The sequence below is a fragment of the Janthinobacterium algoris genome (assembly GCF_051380935.1).
Taxonomy (GTDB): Bacteria; Pseudomonadota; Gammaproteobacteria; order Burkholderiales; family Burkholderiaceae_D; genus Janthinobacterium.
Map to the genome: position 1 here is coordinate 185,033 of NZ_JBNYXZ010000012.1, position 19,431 is coordinate 204,463.

Consider the following 19,431-nt stretch of genomic DNA (forward strand, 5'->3'; position numbering starts at 1 on the left):
TTTTTCTCCCGTGAACTTCCTGCGGCATCACATTTATGCTGCAGTACAACAACTATAGACTTGATCTACAATCTGATAAAGAGTGCAATGACGAATTGATTGTTCAGGATTCTGAATAATCTGGCATAAAGTGATAGGAAATCAAGTGAACAAGCTGCAAGCCATGGAAGTTTTCATCCAAGTCGTCGATGCGGGCGGCTTTACGCGCGCGGCGGAAAACATGCAGTTGCCGAAAGCCACCGTATCGACCCTGATCCAGTCGCTGGAAGCGAGCCTGTCGGTTAAATTGCTCAACCGCACCACGCGCCATGTCAGCATCACCTCCGACGGCGCCGCGTATTACGAACGCTGCGTGCGCATCCTGTCCGACGTGCGCGAGGCCGAGGAATCGCTGTCGCGCACGCGCCTAAGCCCCAGCGGACGGTTGCGCGTGGATGCCCCCACGGCCCTGGCCAGCGAACTGATCATCCCCGCCCTGCCCGATTTTTTTGCCCGCTACCCGGACATCTCGCTGGAACTCGGTTGCAGCGACCGACCCGTCGACCTGATCGAGGAAGGGGTCGATTGCGCCGTGCGCGGCGGCGAATTGGGCGACCTGAACCTGATCGCGCGCCGGGTCGGCGTGCTGCACTTCATGACGTGCGCCGCACCAGGCTACCTGGCGCACCACGGCACGCCGCTGCATCCGAACGATTTGCCGCGCCACCGCGGCGTGAATTTTTTCTCCGCCAAAACGGGTAAAACGTTTGAATGGGATTTCACGCGCGCCGGCGAACGCATCCAGATCGCCATGCCCAGCCATATCGCCTTGAACGACTCGAACGCCTACACGGCAGCCGGCCTGGCCGGCCTGGGCATCGTGCAAATGACGCATTTCATGCTTGCGCCGCTGATAGAACAGGGCAAAATGGTGGAATTGCTCGGCGAATGGGAATCCGACCCGCTGCCCATCCACGTGATCTATCCGCCCAACCGCCATTTGTCCGCCAAGGTGCGCGTGTTCGTCGAATGGGTCGCCGACATGTTTATCAACCACCCGGCTACGCAACTGAAGGGCAAAAGCAGTCTTCCCAGCGCGCGCGCCACCCAGACCGAGGCACAGCCATGACCGCAACAAGCACATCCCCGCACCCGCACCGCATCGTCTTTCTCGACCGCGACAGCCTGATCGCCACCGTGCGCCCGCCCGCCTTCGCGCACAACTGGGAAGAGTATCCACACACCAAGGGCAGCGAGCTGACGGTGTCCCGCCTGCAAGGCGCCAGCATCGTCATCACGAATAAAGTGCCGCTGCGCGCGGCCGAGCTGGCCCAGCTGCCCGACTTGAAAATGATCGCCGTTGCCGCCACCGGCACGGATATCCTCGACCTGGCCGCCTGCCGCGAACGGGGCATCGTGGTGGCGAATATCCGCGACTATGCGCGCGCCACCGTGCCCGAGCATACGCTGGCGCTGATGCTGGCTCTGCGCCGCCAGTTGGTCGCCTACCGGGCGGACGTGGAAGCGGGTCTGTGGCAGGCATCGGACCGCTTCTGCCTGTTCGGCCACCCGATCCGCGACCTGGCCGGCAGCCGCCTTGGTTTGCTCGGCTATGGCGCGTTGGGCAAGTCCGTGGCGCAACTGGGACGCGCCTTCGGCATGCACGTCATCGTGCACAACCGTTCTCCCATAGCCGAAGACGGCGTGACGCAAGTGACGTTCGACGAATTGCTCGCCACTTCCGACGTGCTCAGCCTGCACCTGCCGCTGACGGACAAGACGCGCAATATCCTTGGCGCCAAGGAACTGGCGCGCATGCGGCCGACAGCCCTCCTGATTAACACGGCGCGGGGCGGCCTGGTCGACGAGGCGGCGCTGGCCGAGGCACTGACCCGTGGCGTGATCGCCGGCGCCGGTTTCGACGTGCTATCCAAGGAGCCGCCCCTGCCCGACAACCCGCTGTTGAATTTACGCCTGCCCAACTTCATCCTCACGCCGCACACGGCCTGGGCCAGCGGGGAAGCCATGCAAACGCTGGCCGACATCTTGATCGGCAACGTGGAAGCGTTTGAACGGGGTGCGCCGGTGAACGTGGTGGCATGAGCCTGCTGAACGAACTCGATGAACTGCTGTGCAGCGACGACGATGAATACGACCGCCTCGACCTGTTCCTCGAGGCGGATGCGCTGATCGGGCAACTGCAGTGCGCCGACGTGCCTGCGCTGCTGGCCCTGTGGCAGACGCGCAGCCTATGCTGGCAACAGCGCTACACGCAAGCCAGCGGCGCCATCGACGGCGCCGTGCTGCGCGCAGTGCTGACGGGCTTGCTGCAGATCAAGCAGGTGCCCCATGGCGTGTTCGAACTGATGAGCCGGCTGCCGCCCGTGGCCGACGCGTCCCCGCTCAGCGAGGCCCTGCTCGATTACGCAGAACAAGCCTGGCATGCGAACCAAGAGCGGCAGCGGCAAATCCAGATCAGTTGCTGGAGTTGCGGGCTGTCGGGCCGGCTGCTGAAGCGGCTGGGGTTTTCTGCCTGGAAGGAAGCGGGAATGTAGGCACTACGGCGCGGCGGGCCGCTCGAAGCTGAATCCCGGCGCATACGCGTGATAGCCGTCGAAATCGCCCTTGCCGATGGCCGCGCCTGCACTGCGCGCAATCGCATATGCCATGCTGAAGTGAAAATAGAAATTCGGCAGAATGTACAAATTCAAATAGGCATCGGCCGGCAGCGCGATGTCGGCGAAGCCGGCGCGGTCGCGGCAGATGCGTCCGGGCGGCCCGTCAAAGCACTCTGCGGGAATGTCCTTGAGGTAGCGCATGGTCTGCGCGATCTGTTCCTGCAGGCTGGCGGCGGTACTGAAATCGGCCACGTCCAGCCCCGCCAGCGGACAGCAGCCGCGCAGGGAAAAGCTCACGGCCGCGCGCACTTGCTGGGCGAACGGCAGCATGTCCGGGTGCAAACGCGCCGCCAGCATCTGCGGCGCGGTGCCGGTCTTGTCGAGCATGGCGGAAAGCTGCGCCAGGGAACGGCAAAAGATGGTGGCGGGATGGATGGGCATCAAGTCCTTCATGACTGGCCCTTGCCGCTGGACAAGCGCAGATACACGCGGATGACGCCCCAGCCTTCGCACACGTAGCGGTAAGTGAGACCATCGCACTTGGCCGGGTCGAGGGCGCTACGGCGCGGGGCAAAGTGTCCGCCTATGTCCGGGTAATGCATGGCCAGGAGCACCTCGCTGGCGCCTTCGGCCTCCAGCCCGACTGCATACCCGCACAGTTCTTCGGGCGAGTGAAAATGCAGCGTCTCATGCTCCGGCGCCGCATACGCTTGCGCCACGGCCGCGCCGGGCTTGGCGAAGATCGCCTCGGCCGTGGCCGCGCTACCTGCTTCTGAGATTGCCACCATGTTCCCTTCATTTTCCGCATAGCACTGCAGCGATGAACGCCATCCTAGCATGGCGTCAGCGCCGATGGCGGCTGAAAAATTCCCAAATAACCTCATTCGCATCGATGGCGCGCGTGGTCTTGCCGATGGGCAGTCCGATATTGAAGGCATCGGCGCCGGGCCACGTGTGGCCGCCTTCCTCGACGCGGATCAAGGCCACGCTGGCGCCGCCAGCACCACTCCCCTGCTCCAGCCAGCTGACCTGCGTGACGTCGCCAGCAGGGCCAGGCATCAGGCGCGGCTGCGGCATGACGCCTTCGATGCCGTTGTGCCTGCGCCAGTAGCCGAACGTGTCTTCGGCCGACAGGTAGCTGGCAGCCTTGCCCTCAAACAGCACCACCTTGTCCGCCGTTCCCTGTATCAACAGCATACCGACCTTGTCCGTCTTCTGGTGATGCTGCTGTACCGGTTCCGGCATGGGCGCCCCTACCGAGGCCACGGCAGCGAATTGCTGCGGCAACTCGGCCGCCAGGCGCAGGGCAAAGAAACCGCCGCGCGACAAGCCCGTGGCATACACGCGCTTGTCATCGATGCGGTAGTCCTGCTTGAGCTTACTCAACATGGCTTGCGTAAAACCGACGTCGTCCGTGCCCGCCAGGTAATCCATGCCGAAGCCCACATTCCAGTCTTGCTTGATGCCTTGCGGATACACAACGATGAACTGGTGCCGCTCGGCAGCCCCGTTCATCTGCGTGTACAGCATTTGTTCCGCCATGCTCATGCCGCCGCCATGGAAATTGAAGACGACGGGAAACGCCTGCTGCGGCGCTTTATCATAGGCGGCGGGCGTGTAGACGATGTAGCGGCGTTTTTCCTCCTTGTGCTGCAGCGATTGCACCTGGGCCAGCACGGGCGTGGACAGGCTGCACAGGATCAACAGCTTGATGGCAATTTTCATGGGCTTCCCTTCAGAATAAAAGAGCAGCCAGCATAAGCAGGGTCAGGTGAAATCGCGGTGAAATCCAGCGTCTTTATGCTTGTTGCGCCAGCATGATGGCGACGCGGTACTGCGTCGCGCCGGGGTGGAAAGCAATCTCCCAGCGCATGGCCTGGGCCAGGCGCAGCAGCAGGTTCTGGCCGTGCGCAAAACCCTGGACGCGCCGCGGCTGCCCCGCCCGCAGCGTATTGACGATGCTCAGGCAGCCTTGCGCAAACGTAATGCTGAGGCGGCAATCGGCGCCGCCATGGAACAGGGCATTGGCCAGGCAATTATTGATGAGCAACATGACCAGCTGCCCGTTGCCGGCCACATCCAGCCGCTCGGGCAGCGCCAGGGTCAGCAAGTCGGCATCCCATGCAAAATCGTCAAGCAGGCGTAACAGGCATTGCTCTATGCAGCCGCGCAACTCCACCAACTCGCCGGGCAGCTGCTCGGCCCGCGCCAGTGCGAACAACACTTCGATGGTGGCGCGCATGTCGTCGACGCCCTGCTCCAGCTGCGCCCGCTCTTGCACGCCCAAGGGCTGCGCCCCGGCCAGCGCCAGGGTGTTGTGCATCAAGGTCAGCGGCGTGCGCAGTTCGTGGCTGACGTCGCGCGCGAAGGATTGTTCGCGCTGCAAGACCGCCTGCAGGTCGGCAAAGGTGGTTTCCAGGCGGCGCGCCAGGAAACCGATCTCGTCTGGCCGGTCGCGCTCGCTGAAATGGACGGCGCTGCCGGGCGCCAGCTGGCGCGCCTCCTGCGCCAGGCGCTGCAAGGGCTGCACGAGACGCCGCGCCAGCCAGTAGGCCAGCAGCAGGGCCAGGCCGATCAGCGCCAGCGCCACGCCCAGCACGACGCCGCCCACTTGCGGCACCAGGCGCGACACCACCAGCACGGGCGCCACGTCGGCCAGCAAATACGCGCGCCGCGACTGGCCCGCGGCAACGAGGTCCAGCGCCAGCACGTGATAATGCTGGCCAGTCGTGGTAAACACTTCCGCGCGCGGGGCCGATGCAGGCATCTTCTCACGCACCGCTTGAGGCAATGCAAGGTAGCTGCCATAAACCGTGATGAGGTCGCTGCCAGACGGCGTCAGCTTGCCGTGCTGGCGCAAGCGCTGGCTGACCGCCACCGCTTCGCGCTCAAGCAGGCGCTGCACCAGCATGTCTTCCGTCACGTAGGCAATCACCAGCGCCAAGCCCGTGTAACATAGGCACAGCAGGACGGTGAAACCGGCCAGGGCCGCGAACAGGCGGCGGCGGATCGACTTAGCCATCGCAGGCCGCCGCGTCGAAGGCAAGGCGGTAGCCCAGCTGCGGTATGGTCACCAGCACGCCTGCCGCACCAGCCCCGCCAAGCAACTCCAGCTGCTTGCGCAGCGCGTAGATATGCGATTTGAGGGCATCGCTATCGGGCGGCCGGCTACCCCACAACTGCTGCAGCAAGGCCGAGCGCGATACGGCGTGCGGATGTTCGCGGCACAGCAGCAGCAAGATTTTAAAGCCCGTCTGCGTCAGCGGCAGCGCCGCATCGCCATACAGGGCGCGCCCTGCGCGCGTCTGCAAGGTGAAGGGCCCCACGCGCAGTTCCTGGTGCATGTGCAACTGCTGCCGGCGCGCCAGCGCTTCGCAGCGCAAGGCCAGTTCGCGCAAGTCGAACGGCTTGGTCAGGTAATCGTCGGCGCCATCGCGAAAGCCCCGCGCCTTGTCTTCATACGCATCGCGCGCCGTCAGCATCAAGATCGGCACATTGCTGGGCGCCCCCGCCTTGATGGCGCGGCACACTTGCAAGCCATCGATGTCGGGCAAGTTCAGGTCCAGCAGCACCACGTCATAGCTGTTGCTCGTGGCCAATTGCACCGCCAGCGCCCCCGTGCCAGCATGGTCCGTCTGCCAGCCCAAGCCGTCGAGAAAGTCGAGTACTTGGCGCGCGATGGCCAGGTGGTCTTCCACCAGCAGGATGCTCAAGGGAGGCGTGCTCATGGAACATCGGCAATGCGCGCATATAGCCAGAAGTTGCCGGATCTTCTACGGACTTGCCGGTAGCAGCGCAGATAGCCTTCCCGTTCAAAATCGCAGCGATCGAGCACGCGGATCGAACCTTCATTGCTCTCCAGCACAGTCGCCTGGATGCGCAGGAGGCCGAGGCGCTGGAAGCCCCAGTCCACGACAGCGTTTACGACGGCCGTGGCCACGCCCTGCCCCCATACAGCGGGCGCCAGGTCGTAGGCGATCTCTGCCGTGCGATGCTGGGGGGAAATGGCATTCAAGCCGATGGTCCCCACCAGTTGGCCGCCGTCGCGCAGCACGACGGCCAGTCGCATGGGCGAAGACGCCGCGGCCGATGCGTAATCATCGAAATTGACCTGCAGATCGTCGATGCAACGCAAGTCCCAGCTCGTGTGTTCAATGACGGCGGGGTCGGCCAGATACGCGTACCAGGCGGGCGCGTCGGTACGTTCCAGGTGGCGCAAGGTCACCAGTGGATGGGTGGAACAGGGCAAGTCAGGCGGTTTCATCGTTCGCTTCTGCAATGACTCACGCGGCGCCCTTGCGCCGCGCTTCCCACTCGCGCCGCAGCAAACCGTACAGGGCTGAATCGCTGACCTGGCCGCCGACGATCCAGCGTTCGGGCAAAAAGCCTTCCTTGTTGAAGCCCTGGCGCTCGAGGGCGCTGGCCGAACCGGCATTGAGCGGGTCGATATCGGCTTCCAGGCGGTTCAGGTCGCGCTCGACGAAGGCGAATTCCAGCAGCGCAGACAAGGCTTCGTGCATATAGCCCTTGCCCCAGTATGGACGGCCCAGCGCATAGCCGATCTCGGCGCGGCGGTTCTGGCGGTGCTCGGAAAACAGGCTGCAGCTGCCCAGATATTCACCCGTCGCCTTCAGCTCGACGGCGAAGCGGAAGAACTCTTCGTTTTCGAAAGCGGCAAGGTCTTCGGCAATCTGGCGCGCCGCGCGGCCGGCATCGGTCCACGGCGGTTCGCTGAAATAGCGCATCACTTCGGGATCCGCATGCATGGCGAATTGCGCCGCTTCATCCGATGGCTGCGGCTTGCGCAGAATCAATCGTTCAGTGGTGATGGTCTTGCTGTAGGTCATGGCGCTCCAGTCTGGCGGCAAACGGACGAATACTCATTATTCCATGCAAAATAACGATGTGGCAATTTTGTGGCGGTGCCTTTAATGTACCATGGCAATATTTTTCCCCATATCATTGATACAACTTCATGCTCCGCTTATGCACGCAATAAAAGACGCAGCACACACCGAAGCCGACCATGCCCATCCCTAGAATCCACCTCACCATGCCGCTCGCCATCGGCGCACTGGCCGTCTGGCTGTGCCTGAGCCTGGGCGGCCGCTGGCTGGAATCCGCCGGCTACACCTTGCCGGGCGCCGCCGTCACCGGCCGTATCGGCCTGTCGTGGGCGCTGGCCGCACTGTTCGCACTGGCGCTGCTGCTGGCCTCAAGCCGGCGCCGCGCGGCGGGCATGCGCGCGCCGCCGATGAAAACGCTGTGGCTGGTCTGGCCACCGCTGCTGTATGCGCTGCTGATGCTGTTGCTGGCCTGGGCGGGCGGCTGGCCGCAGCCCCGTGTGCTACTGATCGTGGCGTGCAATGCGGCGCTGGTGGCCATCTCGGAAGAACTGATGTTCCGCGCCATCTTGCTACAGGGCATGCTCGACCGGTATGCCGTCTGGCCCGCCGTGTTGATGTCCTCGGCGCTGTTCGGCCTGGCCCATACGGCCAACGGCCTGGCAACGGGCGACGTCAGCGGCGCCCTGTGGCAAGCGGTGGCCGCCACGCTGCAGGGCATCGGCTATGCAGCCATCCGCCTGCGCACGCGTTCGGTATGGCCCATGGTGCTCGTGCATGGCCTGTGGGACTACGCGCTGGTGACGGCCACCTTGCCGAACCCGGCCGAGTATGGCGTGTCCATCCTGCCATATATCGCCCTGCTGGCCGTGCTGCCCTTGTGCCTGTACGGCATCTACCTGCTGCGCCCCAGCCAGAGGGCGGTCATATCTCAACTACAACCATAGGGAATCCGCATGGCGTTTTTTTCCCATGATTACGAAGTGTTCCTGCTGCTGGCCGCGCCCGATGCAGCACCGCTGTGGGAGGCGGCGCAATGGGCACCTTTTGCCGCCAGCCTCGATGCTATCGTGGCGCAAGCGGGAACGCGGGGCAAGACCGGCGTGCGCAGCCATCAATACAATCCCAAGGGCAAACCGATTGCCTTTGGCCGCCTGGGCTGGGACGATAAATCGCACGCGAAGTGGACGCACACGGCGGAGACGGTAGATGCACGTTTCATGAGCCTGGAAGCGTGGGCGCCATCGTGGACGACCTGCGAAAAGGACGACCAGGCACCCGATTTGTTCCTCGCCCTGGCCAATGAATCGCTGCTGGGACGGGCCGGCAAGCCCCTGCAATTTGGCCAGCGCCTGGTGTGCGCCATCGCCACGGACATGGGTCCCGATGCAGCAGCCGCCTTGCGGCAATCCTTGACGCAACTGGCCGCGCGGCAAGACGCCGTCGTCTTCGCCCGCACGCGACGCCCGTGGGGCCGCGCCGCGTATGGCGGTTTCACGGGCGCCATCCAGGATATGCTGATCGGTGGCCTGTTCCAGCCCGACGACCCGCATGCGCAGCCGCTCGATGCGGCCACGTTCCGCGAGCGGTGGACGCGCATCGGCCAGGCTTGACGGCGCGATGCGGGATTTCTTCCCGCGCCACTACGCGCCGCCCCATGCGTCGGAAGGCTTTGATATTGTGCGGATTTCCGCTTAAAACGTTCCCGGTAGCAGGATTTTTTTATCCACATGCTGCAAGTCGCGCAAGCCGCAAAAGGCCATCGTCAAGTCGAGTTCATTGCGGATAATGTCCAGGCAGCGCGTCACGCCCGGGCCGCCCATGGCACCCAGGCCGTACAGGAAGGGGCGCCCGATGTAGACGCCTTTCGCGCCCAGGGCCACGGCCTTGAGCACGTCCTGGCCCGAGCGGATGCCGCCATCCATGTGTACTTCGATCTGGCTGCCGACGGCGTCGACGATGGCAGGCAAGGCTTCGATCGACGATTGCGCGCCATCGAGCTGGCGCCCGCCGTGGTTCGAGACGATCAGTGCGTCGGCGCCGCTGTTGACGGCCAGGCGCGCGTCTTCCGGGTCCATGATGCCCTTGATGATCAGCTTGCCGCCCCAGCGCTGCTTGATCCATTCCACGTCCGCCCACGACAGGCTCAGATCGAACTGCTGCTGCGTCCAGGCCGACAACGATGACATGTCGGAGACGGAGGTGGCGTGGCCGACGATGTTGCCGAAGCCGCGCCGTTTCGTGCCCAGCATGCCCGCCACCCAGCGCGGCTTGGTGGCCATGTTGAGGATGTTGGGAATCGTCAATTTCGGTGGCGCCGACAGGCCGTTGCGCAAGTCCTTGTGGCGCTGGCCCAGCACTTGTAAATCCAGGGTCAGCACCAGAGCGCCGCATTTGGCCGCCTTGGCGCGGTCGATCAGGCGGTTGATGAATTCGCGGTCCTTCATCACGTATAGCTGGAACCAGAACGGTTTGCTCGTGTTCGCCGCCACGTCCTCGATCGAGCAAATGCTCATGGTCGACAGGGTGAACGGCACGCCGAAGCGCTCGGCGGCCTGGGCCGCGAGGATTTCACCATCCGCATGCTGCATGCCCGTCAAGCCCGTGGGCGACAGGGCCACCGGCATCGACACGTGCTGGCCCACCATGGTCGAAGCCAGACTGCGGTTTTCCAGATTGACAGCCACGCGCTGGCGGAATTTGATTTTGGCAAAATCGCTGTTGTTGGCGCGGTACGTCGATTCCGTCCAGGAACCGGAGTCGGCGTAGTCGTAAAACATGCGCGGTACCCGTTTCTGGGCCAGCACGCGCAAGTCTTCGATGCAGGTGATGATACTCATGCGTTTCCTCGGTCGATGGCAAGTCGGACCATGATCGTGCATTTACCCGCAATTGTCTATCCGGCAGGCAATGCCACCGGATCTGGCGCCACGCTTACCAGCCGCGCGCGCCGAGGATCTTCTCGCCCAGTTCGCTCAGGCGCGCTTGCGGATAACGCAGCTTTTCCTTTTCCTCGGGGTCGCCGGGAAACGCGTAGCCTTGCGGCGCGCTGCGTTCGCGCCAGCTTTGCACGCGCCAGTCGCGCAAGGCTAGCTTGTCTCCCTGCGCGGGCGTGAAGGATATGTATTGCGCCAGGCGCACCTGGTCGGTGGAGGTGTTCGGACGGATGCCGTGCGCCAGCAGGCTGTTAAAGATCAACAACTCCCCTTTCTTCATGGCGATGAATTCCATCGGGTAAGGCACCGTCGTCAGGTCCGGCTGCCACGGGTTGCGCTCCTTGGGCGCTTGTGCGCGCCATGCCAGCAAGTTGTTGAACAGTTCTGGATAACATTGAAAACCGCCGCTCTCGGGCGAAGTGTCGGACAGGGCCAGCACGCCTTGCACATTGACGGGTAGCGGGTCGAGCGTGGTATCGGCATCCCAGTGGATGAAGCCGCCAAACTTGCGCTTGCCCTTGTTCGGCGTGTTCAGGTTGGCGCGGTCAATGGTCACCCACAGGTCTACACGGTCCCAGATATCGACAAAGGCGTCAACCACGCGCTGCGTCTGGCGGTTATCCCACAGGGTCTGGTGGTGATAGGCCTCGACCATGCCGGAACCGTTGAGTTCCTGCATGGCGTGCTCGCGCAGCTGGTCCCGGTTCCAGGTGGCGGGGTCGTTCTGGTCGAGTCCCTGGAATTCCCACAGGAAATCTGTTGTGCGGCGCACCTGCTCGGGCGCCACCGCATCCTTGACGATCACGTAGCCGTAGGTTTGCCAGTGCAAGAAATCGCTGGCGGACAGCACGCGCAGCGGCAGCTGTTTCTGGATGTCGCGCAACTGGGTTTGTTCCGTGTAGGCCACGGACGGGTTGCCGGGACGGCCTTCGCCGTATTGCGGGTTGACATGCTGAACCTGGTTTTGCATCGCTGTCTCCTGTGTTGGTGTGAGACAGATTGTGCAATGGCACGGGCAGCTGAAATGCGCGCCGAGCGGCCAATACTGATACTATCCTGACTATTCGCACCCTCAAAACGTCATAATGACGCCTTTATTCGAACAAGTCACGATACCCGCCGGCCACTCCTGGGGCTTGCTGTGGCGCGAACTCGATACCATTCCCTTCATCTGGCATTACCACCCGCAGTTCGAGCTGACCCTGACGGTGAATGCCCGGGGACAACGCTACATCGGCGACCACTTGGGCGATTTCGAACCGGGCGACCTGGTATTGTTGGGGCCGAATTTGCCGCACACGTGGTCGGCCAGCGAGCGCATCGACAGCGCGCAGCCCATGCTGGCCGTCGTCGTGTGGTTTTCGCTGGAGTGGCTGGAACAACTGGCCGCCTGTTTTCCCGAATTGCACAGCTTGCGGCAACTGGCGGCTCGCGCGGGGCCAGCCCTGCACTTTTCGTCGGCAACGAGCGCGCGCAGCGCGGCCAAACTGCTGCAATTGCAGGCCCTGCCCGCGCCGCAACGCCTGCCGCTGCTACTCGACGTGCTGCTGGACCTGGCGGGCGATGGAGCCGCCCAACCGCTGGCCTCGGAAGCGCTGGCGCCGATGCATGCCGATGCGCAGCAACAGCGCATGAAGGTCGTATTCGATTTCATGCACGCACATTTCCGGGAAGAGATTGCACTGGAGACGTTGGCGCAGCGGGCGGCCCTGTCGCTGGGCGCCTTCCACCGCTGTTTCAAGCGCCACGCGCATTGCACGCCGGGCGAGTACCTGGCGCGGCTGCGCATCGGCCGCGCCTGCCAACAGCTGATCGAAAGCAATCTCGCCATCGCCGTCATCGCGCAAGAAGCGGGCTACCGCAACCTGGCGCATTTCAACCGCCAGTTCCGCGCCGCCAGGCAAGTCACGCCGCGCGCATTTCGCCTGCAATACCGGCGCGGCGCCACAGGCGCAGCGTAAAACCATTCGGAAACGAAAAAGGGGATCAGATTTTACAATCTGACCCCCAATATTCTGGTGCGGCTGGCAGGAATTGAACCCACGACCCCTTGGTTCGTAGCCAAGTACTCTATCCAACTGAGCTACAGCCGCCTAAGACAAGATTATAGCAGGGCTTTGCAGAATGGCAAAGGGCGTGGTGCGGATATTTCACAATTGCCCAGGCCACCAGCATGGCCCCTGCCCCACCTGCCGTCAGGACGAAAAAAAACCCGGAAAGTGAACTTTCCGGGTTTTTTTCACTACTGCTGATACTGGTGCGGCTGGCAGGAATTGAACCCACGACCCCTTGGTTCGTAGCCAAGTACTCTATCCAGCTGAGCTACAGCCGCAAACTCTGACACACTTCGCCGGACGGCGCGAAGCTTGAAACTTTCATCAAAACGAAGCGAACTCCGTTCCGGTAATACTGGTGCGGCTGGCAGGAATTGAACCCACGACCCCTTGGTTCGTAGCCAAGTACTCTATCCAGCTGAGCTACAGCCGCAAAACTTCTACAACAGCTCCGATACGGCATGGAGGCAAAACTTTTTACAACAAAACCAGTCAAAGTCTGATTTTCAGTATTCTGGTGCGGCTGGCAGGAATTGAACCCACGACCCCTTGGTTCGTAGCCAAGTACTCTATCCAGCTGAGCTACAGCCGCGCAGGCAAACATTATAGCGTATTCATTTCGCTTTGAAAAGTTCGATTTTTCAATCGCTTAGCTGATTTTGCAGAATACCGCCCCGCACCACCAAGCCTCTTTTCACTGCCGAAAAGCCTACGCCTTTCATCGTTGGACAGACTTGCTTTCACAGTGCCGTCCAGCGCATCGAGAAGTTGCTGTCTCGAAAGAAGCGGGATTATAGGGACTGCCTTCCCGCCTGTCCAGTGCTATCTGCAGGCGGCACGCAAGCGTGCGGTGGCGGCGCGCCGCTTGGGGCTACAATACCAGCCAGACAGGGGCGCTTGTGCCTCCTCTCATGCATGACGGCAGGCGGTGCCATCATGCCCCACTAACTGAGCTTAGCGATGGCGGCCCGACGGGGCAACAGCCTGTGCGGCAGACTCACCGTTGCAGGATTTCCGATGGCTAAGCATGACCGCAAGCAAGATCTGCTACCCCCATCAGCGCCGCTGAGCCTGTCAGACGAGCGCGTGGCCAACTTACTGGAAAACATTACCGACGGCTTTTGCCTGCTCAACCACGACTGGACTATCCGCTACATCAATACGCGCGGTGCCGACATGCTCGCGCCGCAGCGTCCGCCCGGCAGCCAGCTGGCAGGCAACAGCCTGTGGCAAGCCTGCCCCGGCTTGCAGGGCACGCAACTGGAAGAGCCGTACCGGCGCGCCATGGCGCAGCAGCACAGCGGCAGTTTCGAGTTGCTGTATCGGCCACTGGGCCGCTGGCTGGAAGTGCGCATCTTCCCGTCCAGCGAAGGCTTGACCACATATATCCAGGACATCAGCCAGCGCAAGGCGGCCGAGGAAAGCTTGCGCCAGAGCGAGGAAAACTTGCGCGCGCTGGCCAATTCCCTCCCGCAACTGGCCTGGATCGCCAGCTTCGACGGCACCATTGCCTGGTACAACCAGCGCTGGCACGACTACACGGGCACCCGCGCGGAACAGATGGCGGGCGAGGGCTGGAGCATCGCCTATGACGCGCGGCACCTGACACCCATGCTGCAAGGCTGGAAGGCCGCCCTGCGCGATGGCACGCCCTTCGAAATGGAATTTCCCATCCGCGGCGCCGACGGCCAGTACCGCTGGTTCCTGACGCGCGCCAACCCCGTGCGCGACCGGGATGGCCAGCTGCTGCGCTGGCTTGGCACGAGCACCGACGTCGACCAGGTCAAGCACGCGCAGGAAGCCTTGCGCGACGAGACGCGCGTACTGGAATTGCTCAATAACACGGGCACGGCCCTGGCCGGCACGCTCGACTTGCCGGCCCTGCTGCAGGAAACCGTCGATGCGGCCACGCGCATCAGCGGCGCGCGCTTTGGCGCCTTTTATTATGACCATGCGGGTGATATCCACGACAACCCGGGCGCCCTGCCCACGGCACGCGCCGTCAACAGCATCAGCCTGCACCAGGCCGATGCCATTGCCGTGGAACTGCGCCAGGGACCGGCCATGCGCCAGAACGACTTGCTGACCGTGCCCGACGCCAGCGCCGACGGCGCGCCGCCGCTGCGCAGTTGCCTGAGCCTGCCCGTCAGCTCGCGCTCGGGTCTGTTGCTGGGGCGCTTGCTGCTGGGCCATCCGCAGACGGGCATGTTCGACGCGCGCAGCGAACGCATCGTCTCGGCCATTACGGCCCAGGCCGCCATCGCGCTCGACAATACACGCTTGTACGCAGCCGCCACGCGTGCCGCCGACGAGCGCAAGGTGCTGCTCGACAGCGAACGCGAGGCGCGCGCCGAGGCCGAGCACACGAATCAGCTGAAAGATGATTTTCTCGCTACCCTGTCGCACGAACTGCGCACGCCGCTGTCGGCCATCCTGGGCTGGGCCCAGGTGCTGCGGCGCGGCACGCGGGACCAGGCCGACCTGCACCGTGGCCTGCAAAGCATCGAACGCAATGCGCGCGCGCAAGCGCAACTGATCGAAGACTTGCTCGACATGAGCCGCATTACCTCCGACAAGGTGCTGCTCGACCTGCAAACCCTCGCGCCCGCCAGCGTCATTGCCTCGGCCATCGAAACCCTGCGCCCGGCGGCCGACGCCAAGCACATCGCCATCCACAGCAGCATCGCCAGCGATGCGGGCAACATCACGGCCGACCCCGGCCGTATCCAGCAAGTGATCTGGAACCTGCTGTCGAATGCCCTGAAGTTCACGCCGCAAGGGGGACGGGTCGATATCGGCGTGCGCCGCGAGACCACCCGTCTGGCCATCACGGTGGCCGACAACGGCGTGGGCATCAAGAAAGACTTCCTGCCCCACGTATTCGACCGCTTCCGTCAGGCCGACGCCTCCACCACGCGTCGGCATGGCGGCCTGGGGCTGGGGCTGGCGATCGTCAAGCACCTGGTCGAGCAGCATGGCGGCACGGTCACGGCCAGCAGCGCCGGCGACATGCAAGGTGCCAGTTTCACCGTGCGCCTGCCCCTGGACACGCCGGCCGCTGCCGCGCGCCAGCCGGACAGCACCCCGTCCGTCCGCCCTGACTTGCGCGGCGTCAGGGTGTTGCTGGTCGATGACGAGGCCGATGCGCGCGAACTGACGGCACGCATCCTGCGCGACAACCACGCCGAAGTGCATGGCGCCGCCAGCGTGGCGCAAGCGCTGCAACTGCTGGAGCAGCTGCAGCCCCACGTGCTGGTCAGCGACATCGGCATGCCCGATGCCGACGGTTTCGACTTGCTGGCGCACATCCGCGCGCACGCTTCCCCGGATGCCGCCCGGCTGCCCGCGCTGGCGTTGACGGCGTTTGCGCACCCGCAGGATCGCCAGCGGGCGCTGGCCAGCGGCTTCCAGGCCTGGGTCTCGAAACCGCTGGACCCGGCCGAATTGGTGGCGGCCGTGGCGCAACTTGCCGCGACGCGCATCATCGCCCCGCCCTTAAAAAGATAATGCAAAGAAATACATAGTGCAGAATAAAATGACTATTTTTGTGGGTTGGCCTTCCTACTTGCAGACGCGGCACTGTCCTACAAGCAACTAAGCTGAAGTTTGCTACACTGAAATGCAGAAGCGCACCTGCACGGCAGGCAGGAAACAGGCAGCCTTGGCTGCCATCAGTGGCAGAAGCGAGTTCAAGCGCTGTTGTGCGCCCTATCTTGTTGCAAGGCGCTACTATCTTTCCCACCGCCGTCAGCCGATCATTAGCGGTAGAAGCCAGCGTTGCATAGACCGTATTAACCGAGACCCTACATGCCCAGCCAAGATGAGATTTTGAAAGCCAAAATTTTGGTCGTCGACGATTCGCCCGACAATGTCGACCTGATGCTGGAAATCCTGCGCGATGCCGGCTACACCAATGTCATGGCCACCATGCGTCCGGCTCAGGTCTGTCCTCTGCACCGGGAACATTGCTACGACTTGATTTTGCTGGATCTGCAAATGCCGGAGCTGAACGGCTTCCAGGTCATGAAAGGCTTGAAGGAAATCGAGCATGGCGGCTACCTGCCCGTGCTGGCCCTGACGGCACAACCGAGTTTCAAGATCGCCGCCCTGGAAGCGGGTGCGCGCGACTTCATCAGCAAACCGTTCGACCTGATGGAAGTACACAAACGCATCCACAACATGCTGGAAGTGCGCCTGCTGTACAAGGAACTGGCGCAATACAGCAAGCAGCAGCAGGAACTGGCGCTGCACGACCCCCTGACGGGTCTGCCGAACCGGCGCCTGCTGGAAGACCGCATCGAGCATACCCTGTTGCAATCGGCCCGCAGCCGCGGCAAGTCGGCCATCTTGTACCTGGACCTGGACGGTTTCAAGGCCATTAACGACAGTTACGGCCATGGCTATGGCGATGACATCCTGAAAATGGTGGCGGCCCGACTGGTGGGCGCGTCGCGCAAGGAAGATACGGTGGCGCGCATCGGCGGCGACGAATTCGTCATCGTGCTGGGCAACCTGGCCGGCAAGGGCGACGCGCGCGAACCGGCCGCCAAGCTGATCGAAGTCATTTCAGAACCGTATTTCATCAATGACCTGACCTTGCGCCTGTCGACCAGCATCGGTATCGCCATCTACCCGGACGACGCCAGTACTGTCGAGTCCCTGCTGGGTGCGGCCGACACGGCCCTGTATGAAGCCAAGCGCGCCGGCAAGAACCGCTTTTGCTGCTCCCCCCACGAAGTGATCGTGTCACAGGTGAGTATGCAGAAAAGCAGCATCCCCTCGATCGCTTGAATGATGACTGCGCGCGGCGCGTAAAAAAACCGGCAAGCCATCACGGCCAGCCGGTTTTTTTATTGTAGCAACACTTTATTTCTTGCCTGCCGTCACTTCATGCTGGCCCGCATGCTGGTGGTCCGTTTGCGCATTCACGGTGTCCGGCGCCACTTCGATGCGCGTGATGCCGGCATCGACGGAAATCGGGTCGCTGGCGGGGAAGGTCATTTCCACGGCGTCGTCGAGCAGCTCTTCCTTGGCCCGCTCTTCGCCGCTCATGCCCTCTTCATCGGCCAGGATGGCCAGCGCACTGGCCCATTTGACGAAATTGAGGTTGGACAGTTCGCGCACGGTGTTCACGCCAAACGCTTGCTGCAAGGCCTTGGCATCCTTGGCGCTGACGCCGCGCAGGGCGCTGATGGGGGCATTGACGATGTCGCGGAAGCTTTTGTCGGCATATTCCTGGTCGACGATGGTATCGATATTCATGGCATGTCCTTTCGTTTCGGTAAGCGGGCCGGTGCTGCACCCTGCGCCGCATGGCGGCTGTGCTGCATGGGGAGAATGCATGACGCCACTATGGCAGCGCGCGGCGCCCCGGTATGTGCGCAGCCGTACGTAACGACAGGAACGGTGCCCCCTGGCGCAAACGATAATCTTGCCTAGTATATAAAAATGATGGAAGGAGATCAAAATTGCCGAAAAGACAGAAATTTTTCATCCATGCGCCCTGCGATGAAATCCTCATGTATGATCCACCACTTGAATTTGGTCCACCTTTCACCATTCACGGGGCGCTATGTCCGCACAAATAGATCCGAACAAGGAAACGGCCCAGGCCGATGCGGAACGCGCCGCCGATCTCAGCGAGTTGCTCGGTCATGTCAACACCAGTTGGGACAATGAACGGCGCGCCCTGTCGCGCCAGTTGCACGACAGCCTGGGCTCCTCGCTGACAGCACTGACCATGCACTTGTCGCTGCTGACGCAAAAAATGCCGCAGGAAGCGGCCTTGCTCGACCGTGCGGCGACCATGAAGCAATTGCTGTTGAATGTCATTGAAACCAATCGGCAAATGCAGATGAAACTGTGGAACGACAAGCTGGAATTTCTCGGCGTGAATGTGGCGCTGGGTGAACTGGCCGCGCAATTTGCCGAACAGCACAAGATCACCGTGCGCTGCAGCTTGCCCGAAGATGAACTGATTTGCCCGCGCAACGTGGGCGTGGCCCTGCTGCGTACCCTGGAAGAAGCGCTCAGCAACATCGCCACGCACGCCCATGCCACGCAGGTGGACATCATCATCGACGACAATGACGAAGCACTGATGATGACCGTCAAGGATAACGGCGGCGGCTTGCCAGCCAGCGAACCCGTCGAAATGAGCAAGCACGGCCTGCGCTCCGTGCGCGAGCGCGTCCACTACCTGGGCGGCAGCCTGAGTCTGACTGCCAACCCGCCAGGCGGCACCGCCCTGACCGTCGTCTTGCCGCGCATAAATCCGAAAGAATAGTCCTTACCAGCAGTACCAAGCCAGAACACCGCCGGAGCACCCTGCCCCGCCGAACGATTCGACGACAGGAGACCTCATGCAACGACTCATCCCCACCCTGCTGGCAGCGCTGCTGGCCATGGGCGCCGCCCAGGCCGCCGCGAGAACCGTGCCGCCGCCGGAAACGGTGGACAAGCTGGCCTGGCTGGCCGGCTGCTGGAATGTCGATGGCGCCGAACCAGGTTCCGGAGAGCAATGGAGCACGGCCGCCGGCGGCACCCTCCTCGGCACCAGCCGCACCGTCAAGGGCGGCAAGACGACAGCCTTTGAATTCGTGCAAATCCGCCTCACCGAGCCGGGCCAGCTGGCCTACATCGTGCAGCCGTCGGGCCAGCCACCCGTGATCTTCAATCTGCTGCGCCAGGACAAGCCGAATGAATTCATCTTTGCCAACCTGGACAATGACTTCCCCAGCCGCATCATCTACCGCCACGACAGCGAACGCATCTTGCATGCAAGCATCACCGGCACCATGAAAGGCAAGCTCACCACCATCGATTTCCCCATGACGCGGGGCCGCTGCGAAGCGGCGCCCCTCGCGCGCAGCAAATAAAAAGGGGTTCATCGCACTTTGCCGGGGAACGCATCCTTGATTTTGAGGAAGAAGTATGCCGAGTCCCGGAAACCGTAAGCCATCCGCTTGATAACTTTGATGCGGTTGTTGACACCCTCGAG

At 62.7% G+C, this 19,431-nt stretch carries 21 protein-coding genes and 4 tRNA genes; 10 read left to right on the forward strand and 15 right to left on the reverse strand.

The window, feature by feature from the left end:
* The first annotated feature begins 145 nt into the window (after positions 1 to 145).
* From ACQ4W7_RS18850 to ACQ4W7_RS18860, 3 genes are read left to right on the forward strand one after another with little or no spacing between them, the layout of a single operon-like run.
* Positions 146 to 1,108 carry a LysR family transcriptional regulator gene (locus ACQ4W7_RS18850; RefSeq protein ID WP_426070336.1) on the forward strand — a complete coding sequence of 321 codons (963 nt, stop codon included), beginning with the start codon at positions 146 to 148 and terminating at the stop codon, positions 1,106 to 1,108.
* Positions 1,105 to 2,082: a D-2-hydroxyacid dehydrogenase gene (locus tag ACQ4W7_RS18855; RefSeq protein ID WP_436532439.1), complete on the forward strand. Its 978-nt coding sequence runs from the start codon at positions 1,105 to 1,107 to the stop codon at positions 2,080 to 2,082. Before ACQ4W7_RS18850 ends, ACQ4W7_RS18855 begins: the two co-directional genes overlap by 4 nt.
* Positions 2,079 to 2,534 (forward strand): hypothetical protein, encoded by a 456-nt coding sequence (locus tag ACQ4W7_RS18860; protein ID WP_436532441.1) that lies wholly within the window; start codon positions 2,079 to 2,081, stop codon positions 2,532 to 2,534. Before ACQ4W7_RS18855 ends, ACQ4W7_RS18860 begins: the two co-directional genes overlap by 4 nt.
* Positions 2,535 to 2,537: 3 nt before the next feature.
* Here ACQ4W7_RS18860 and ACQ4W7_RS18865 read toward each other — a convergent pair whose 3' ends face one another.
* The 7 genes from ACQ4W7_RS18865 to ACQ4W7_RS18895 form a co-directional block, all read right to left on the reverse strand.
* Complete coding sequence (locus ACQ4W7_RS18865) at positions 2,538 to 3,050, reverse strand: DUF1993 family protein (RefSeq protein ID WP_436532443.1); 513 nt, start codon at positions 3,048 to 3,050, stop codon at positions 2,538 to 2,540.
* On the reverse strand, positions 3,047 to 3,385 hold the full coding sequence (locus tag ACQ4W7_RS18870) for a hypothetical protein (protein WP_436532445.1): 339 nt from the start codon (positions 3,383 to 3,385) through the stop codon (positions 3,047 to 3,049). Before ACQ4W7_RS18870 ends, ACQ4W7_RS18865 begins: the two co-directional genes overlap by 4 nt.
* Positions 3,386 to 3,440: 55 nt before the next feature.
* On the reverse strand, positions 3,441 to 4,322 hold the full coding sequence (locus tag ACQ4W7_RS18875; protein WP_436532447.1) for a CE1 family esterase: 882 nt from the start codon (positions 4,320 to 4,322) through the stop codon (positions 3,441 to 3,443).
* A gap of 73 nt (positions 4,323 to 4,395) precedes the next feature.
* A complete protein-coding gene (locus ACQ4W7_RS18880) occupies positions 4,396 to 5,619 on the reverse strand; it encodes a sensor histidine kinase (protein ID WP_436532449.1) in 1,224 nt (407 codons plus the stop codon).
* The gene (locus ACQ4W7_RS18885) at positions 5,612 to 6,325 is read right to left on the reverse strand and encodes a response regulator transcription factor (RefSeq protein WP_436532451.1); all 714 of its coding nucleotides are present in this window, start codon (positions 6,323 to 6,325) and stop codon (positions 5,612 to 5,614) included. The genes ACQ4W7_RS18880 and ACQ4W7_RS18885 overlap by 8 nt, the downstream gene beginning before the upstream one ends.
* Positions 6,322 to 6,861 (reverse strand): GNAT family N-acetyltransferase, encoded by a 540-nt coding sequence (locus tag ACQ4W7_RS18890; protein WP_426070344.1) that lies wholly within the window; start codon positions 6,859 to 6,861, stop codon positions 6,322 to 6,324. Before ACQ4W7_RS18890 ends, ACQ4W7_RS18885 begins: the two co-directional genes overlap by 4 nt.
* 19 nt (positions 6,862 to 6,880) lie before the next feature.
* Positions 6,881 to 7,444, reverse strand: a complete 564-nt coding sequence (locus ACQ4W7_RS18895; protein ID WP_436532454.1) for a GNAT family N-acetyltransferase — start codon at positions 7,442 to 7,444, stop codon at positions 6,881 to 6,883.
* 179 nt (positions 7,445 to 7,623) lie between these two features.
* Here ACQ4W7_RS18895 and ACQ4W7_RS18900 point away from each other — a divergent pair, with 179 nt between their 5' ends.
* Positions 7,624 to 8,388, forward strand: a complete 765-nt coding sequence (locus ACQ4W7_RS18900; protein ID WP_436532456.1) for a CPBP family intramembrane glutamic endopeptidase — start codon at positions 7,624 to 7,626, stop codon at positions 8,386 to 8,388.
* A gap of 9 nt (positions 8,389 to 8,397) precedes the next feature.
* Positions 8,398 to 9,054 (forward strand): hypothetical protein, encoded by a 657-nt coding sequence (locus tag ACQ4W7_RS18905; RefSeq protein WP_436532458.1) that lies wholly within the window; start codon positions 8,398 to 8,400, stop codon positions 9,052 to 9,054.
* Positions 9,055 to 9,135: 81 nt separating this feature from the next.
* On the opposite strand, the gene ACQ4W7_RS18910 is transcribed toward ACQ4W7_RS18905, so the two are convergent.
* Entirely contained in the window at positions 9,136 to 10,281 is a 1,146-nt protein-coding gene (locus ACQ4W7_RS18910) for an alpha-hydroxy acid oxidase (protein WP_426070350.1), read from the reverse strand.
* Positions 10,282 to 10,375: 94 nt separating this feature from the next.
* On the reverse strand, positions 10,376 to 11,347 hold the full coding sequence (locus ACQ4W7_RS18915; RefSeq protein WP_436532461.1) for a phytanoyl-CoA dioxygenase family protein: 972 nt from the start codon (positions 11,345 to 11,347) through the stop codon (positions 10,376 to 10,378).
* Between the two features lie 115 nt (positions 11,348 to 11,462).
* Between ACQ4W7_RS18915 and ACQ4W7_RS18920 the strand changes: the two genes are divergently transcribed.
* Positions 11,463 to 12,338: a helix-turn-helix domain-containing protein gene (locus ACQ4W7_RS18920; protein ID WP_436532463.1), complete on the forward strand. Its 876-nt coding sequence runs from the start codon at positions 11,463 to 11,465 to the stop codon at positions 12,336 to 12,338.
* 55 nt (positions 12,339 to 12,393) lie between these two features.
* Here the strand turns inward: ACQ4W7_RS18920 and ACQ4W7_RS18925 are convergent.
* The 4 genes from ACQ4W7_RS18925 to ACQ4W7_RS18940 form a co-directional block, all read right to left on the reverse strand.
* Positions 12,394 to 12,470 (reverse strand) — tRNA-Arg (locus tag ACQ4W7_RS18925).
* 162 nt (positions 12,471 to 12,632) lie between these two features.
* Positions 12,633 to 12,709: transfer RNA gene (locus ACQ4W7_RS18930), tRNA-Arg, on the reverse strand.
* A gap of 78 nt (positions 12,710 to 12,787) precedes the next feature.
* Positions 12,788 to 12,864: transfer RNA gene (locus tag ACQ4W7_RS18935), tRNA-Arg, on the reverse strand.
* Positions 12,865 to 12,946: 82 nt separating this feature from the next.
* Positions 12,947 to 13,023, reverse strand: a tRNA-Arg gene (locus ACQ4W7_RS18940).
* A gap of 425 nt (positions 13,024 to 13,448) precedes the next feature.
* On the opposite strand from ACQ4W7_RS18940, the gene ACQ4W7_RS18945 reads away from it, so the two are divergent.
* Both ACQ4W7_RS18945 and ACQ4W7_RS18950 read left to right on the forward strand, forming a co-directional pair.
* Complete coding sequence (locus ACQ4W7_RS18945; protein WP_436532465.1) at positions 13,449 to 15,938, forward strand: hybrid sensor histidine kinase/response regulator; 2,490 nt, start codon at positions 13,449 to 13,451, stop codon at positions 15,936 to 15,938.
* A 300-nt stretch (positions 15,939 to 16,238) separates the two neighbouring features.
* On the forward strand, positions 16,239 to 17,222 hold the full coding sequence (locus ACQ4W7_RS18950) for a response regulator (protein ID WP_436532467.1): 984 nt from the start codon (positions 16,239 to 16,241) through the stop codon (positions 17,220 to 17,222).
* A gap of 75 nt (positions 17,223 to 17,297) precedes the next feature.
* Here ACQ4W7_RS18950 and ACQ4W7_RS18955 read toward each other — a convergent pair whose 3' ends face one another.
* The gene (locus ACQ4W7_RS18955) at positions 17,298 to 17,693 is read right to left on the reverse strand and encodes a hypothetical protein (protein WP_426070355.1); all 396 of its coding nucleotides are present in this window, start codon (positions 17,691 to 17,693) and stop codon (positions 17,298 to 17,300) included.
* Positions 17,694 to 18,003: 310 nt separating this feature from the next.
* On the opposite strand from ACQ4W7_RS18955, the gene ACQ4W7_RS18960 reads away from it, so the two are divergent.
* The gene (locus ACQ4W7_RS18960; RefSeq protein WP_426070356.1) at positions 18,004 to 18,717 is read left to right on the forward strand and encodes a sensor histidine kinase; all 714 of its coding nucleotides are present in this window, start codon (positions 18,004 to 18,006) and stop codon (positions 18,715 to 18,717) included.
* 76 nt (positions 18,718 to 18,793) lie between these two features.
* Positions 18,794 to 19,309 carry a DUF6265 family protein gene (locus tag ACQ4W7_RS18965; protein WP_426070357.1) on the forward strand — a complete coding sequence of 172 codons (516 nt, stop codon included), beginning with the start codon at positions 18,794 to 18,796 and terminating at the stop codon, positions 19,307 to 19,309.
* Positions 19,310 to 19,317: 8 nt separating this feature from the next.
* Here the strand turns inward: ACQ4W7_RS18965 and ACQ4W7_RS18970 are convergent.
* On the reverse strand, positions 19,318 to 19,431 hold a 114-nt coding region (locus ACQ4W7_RS18970; RefSeq protein ID WP_426074579.1), incomplete at its 5' end, for a transposase.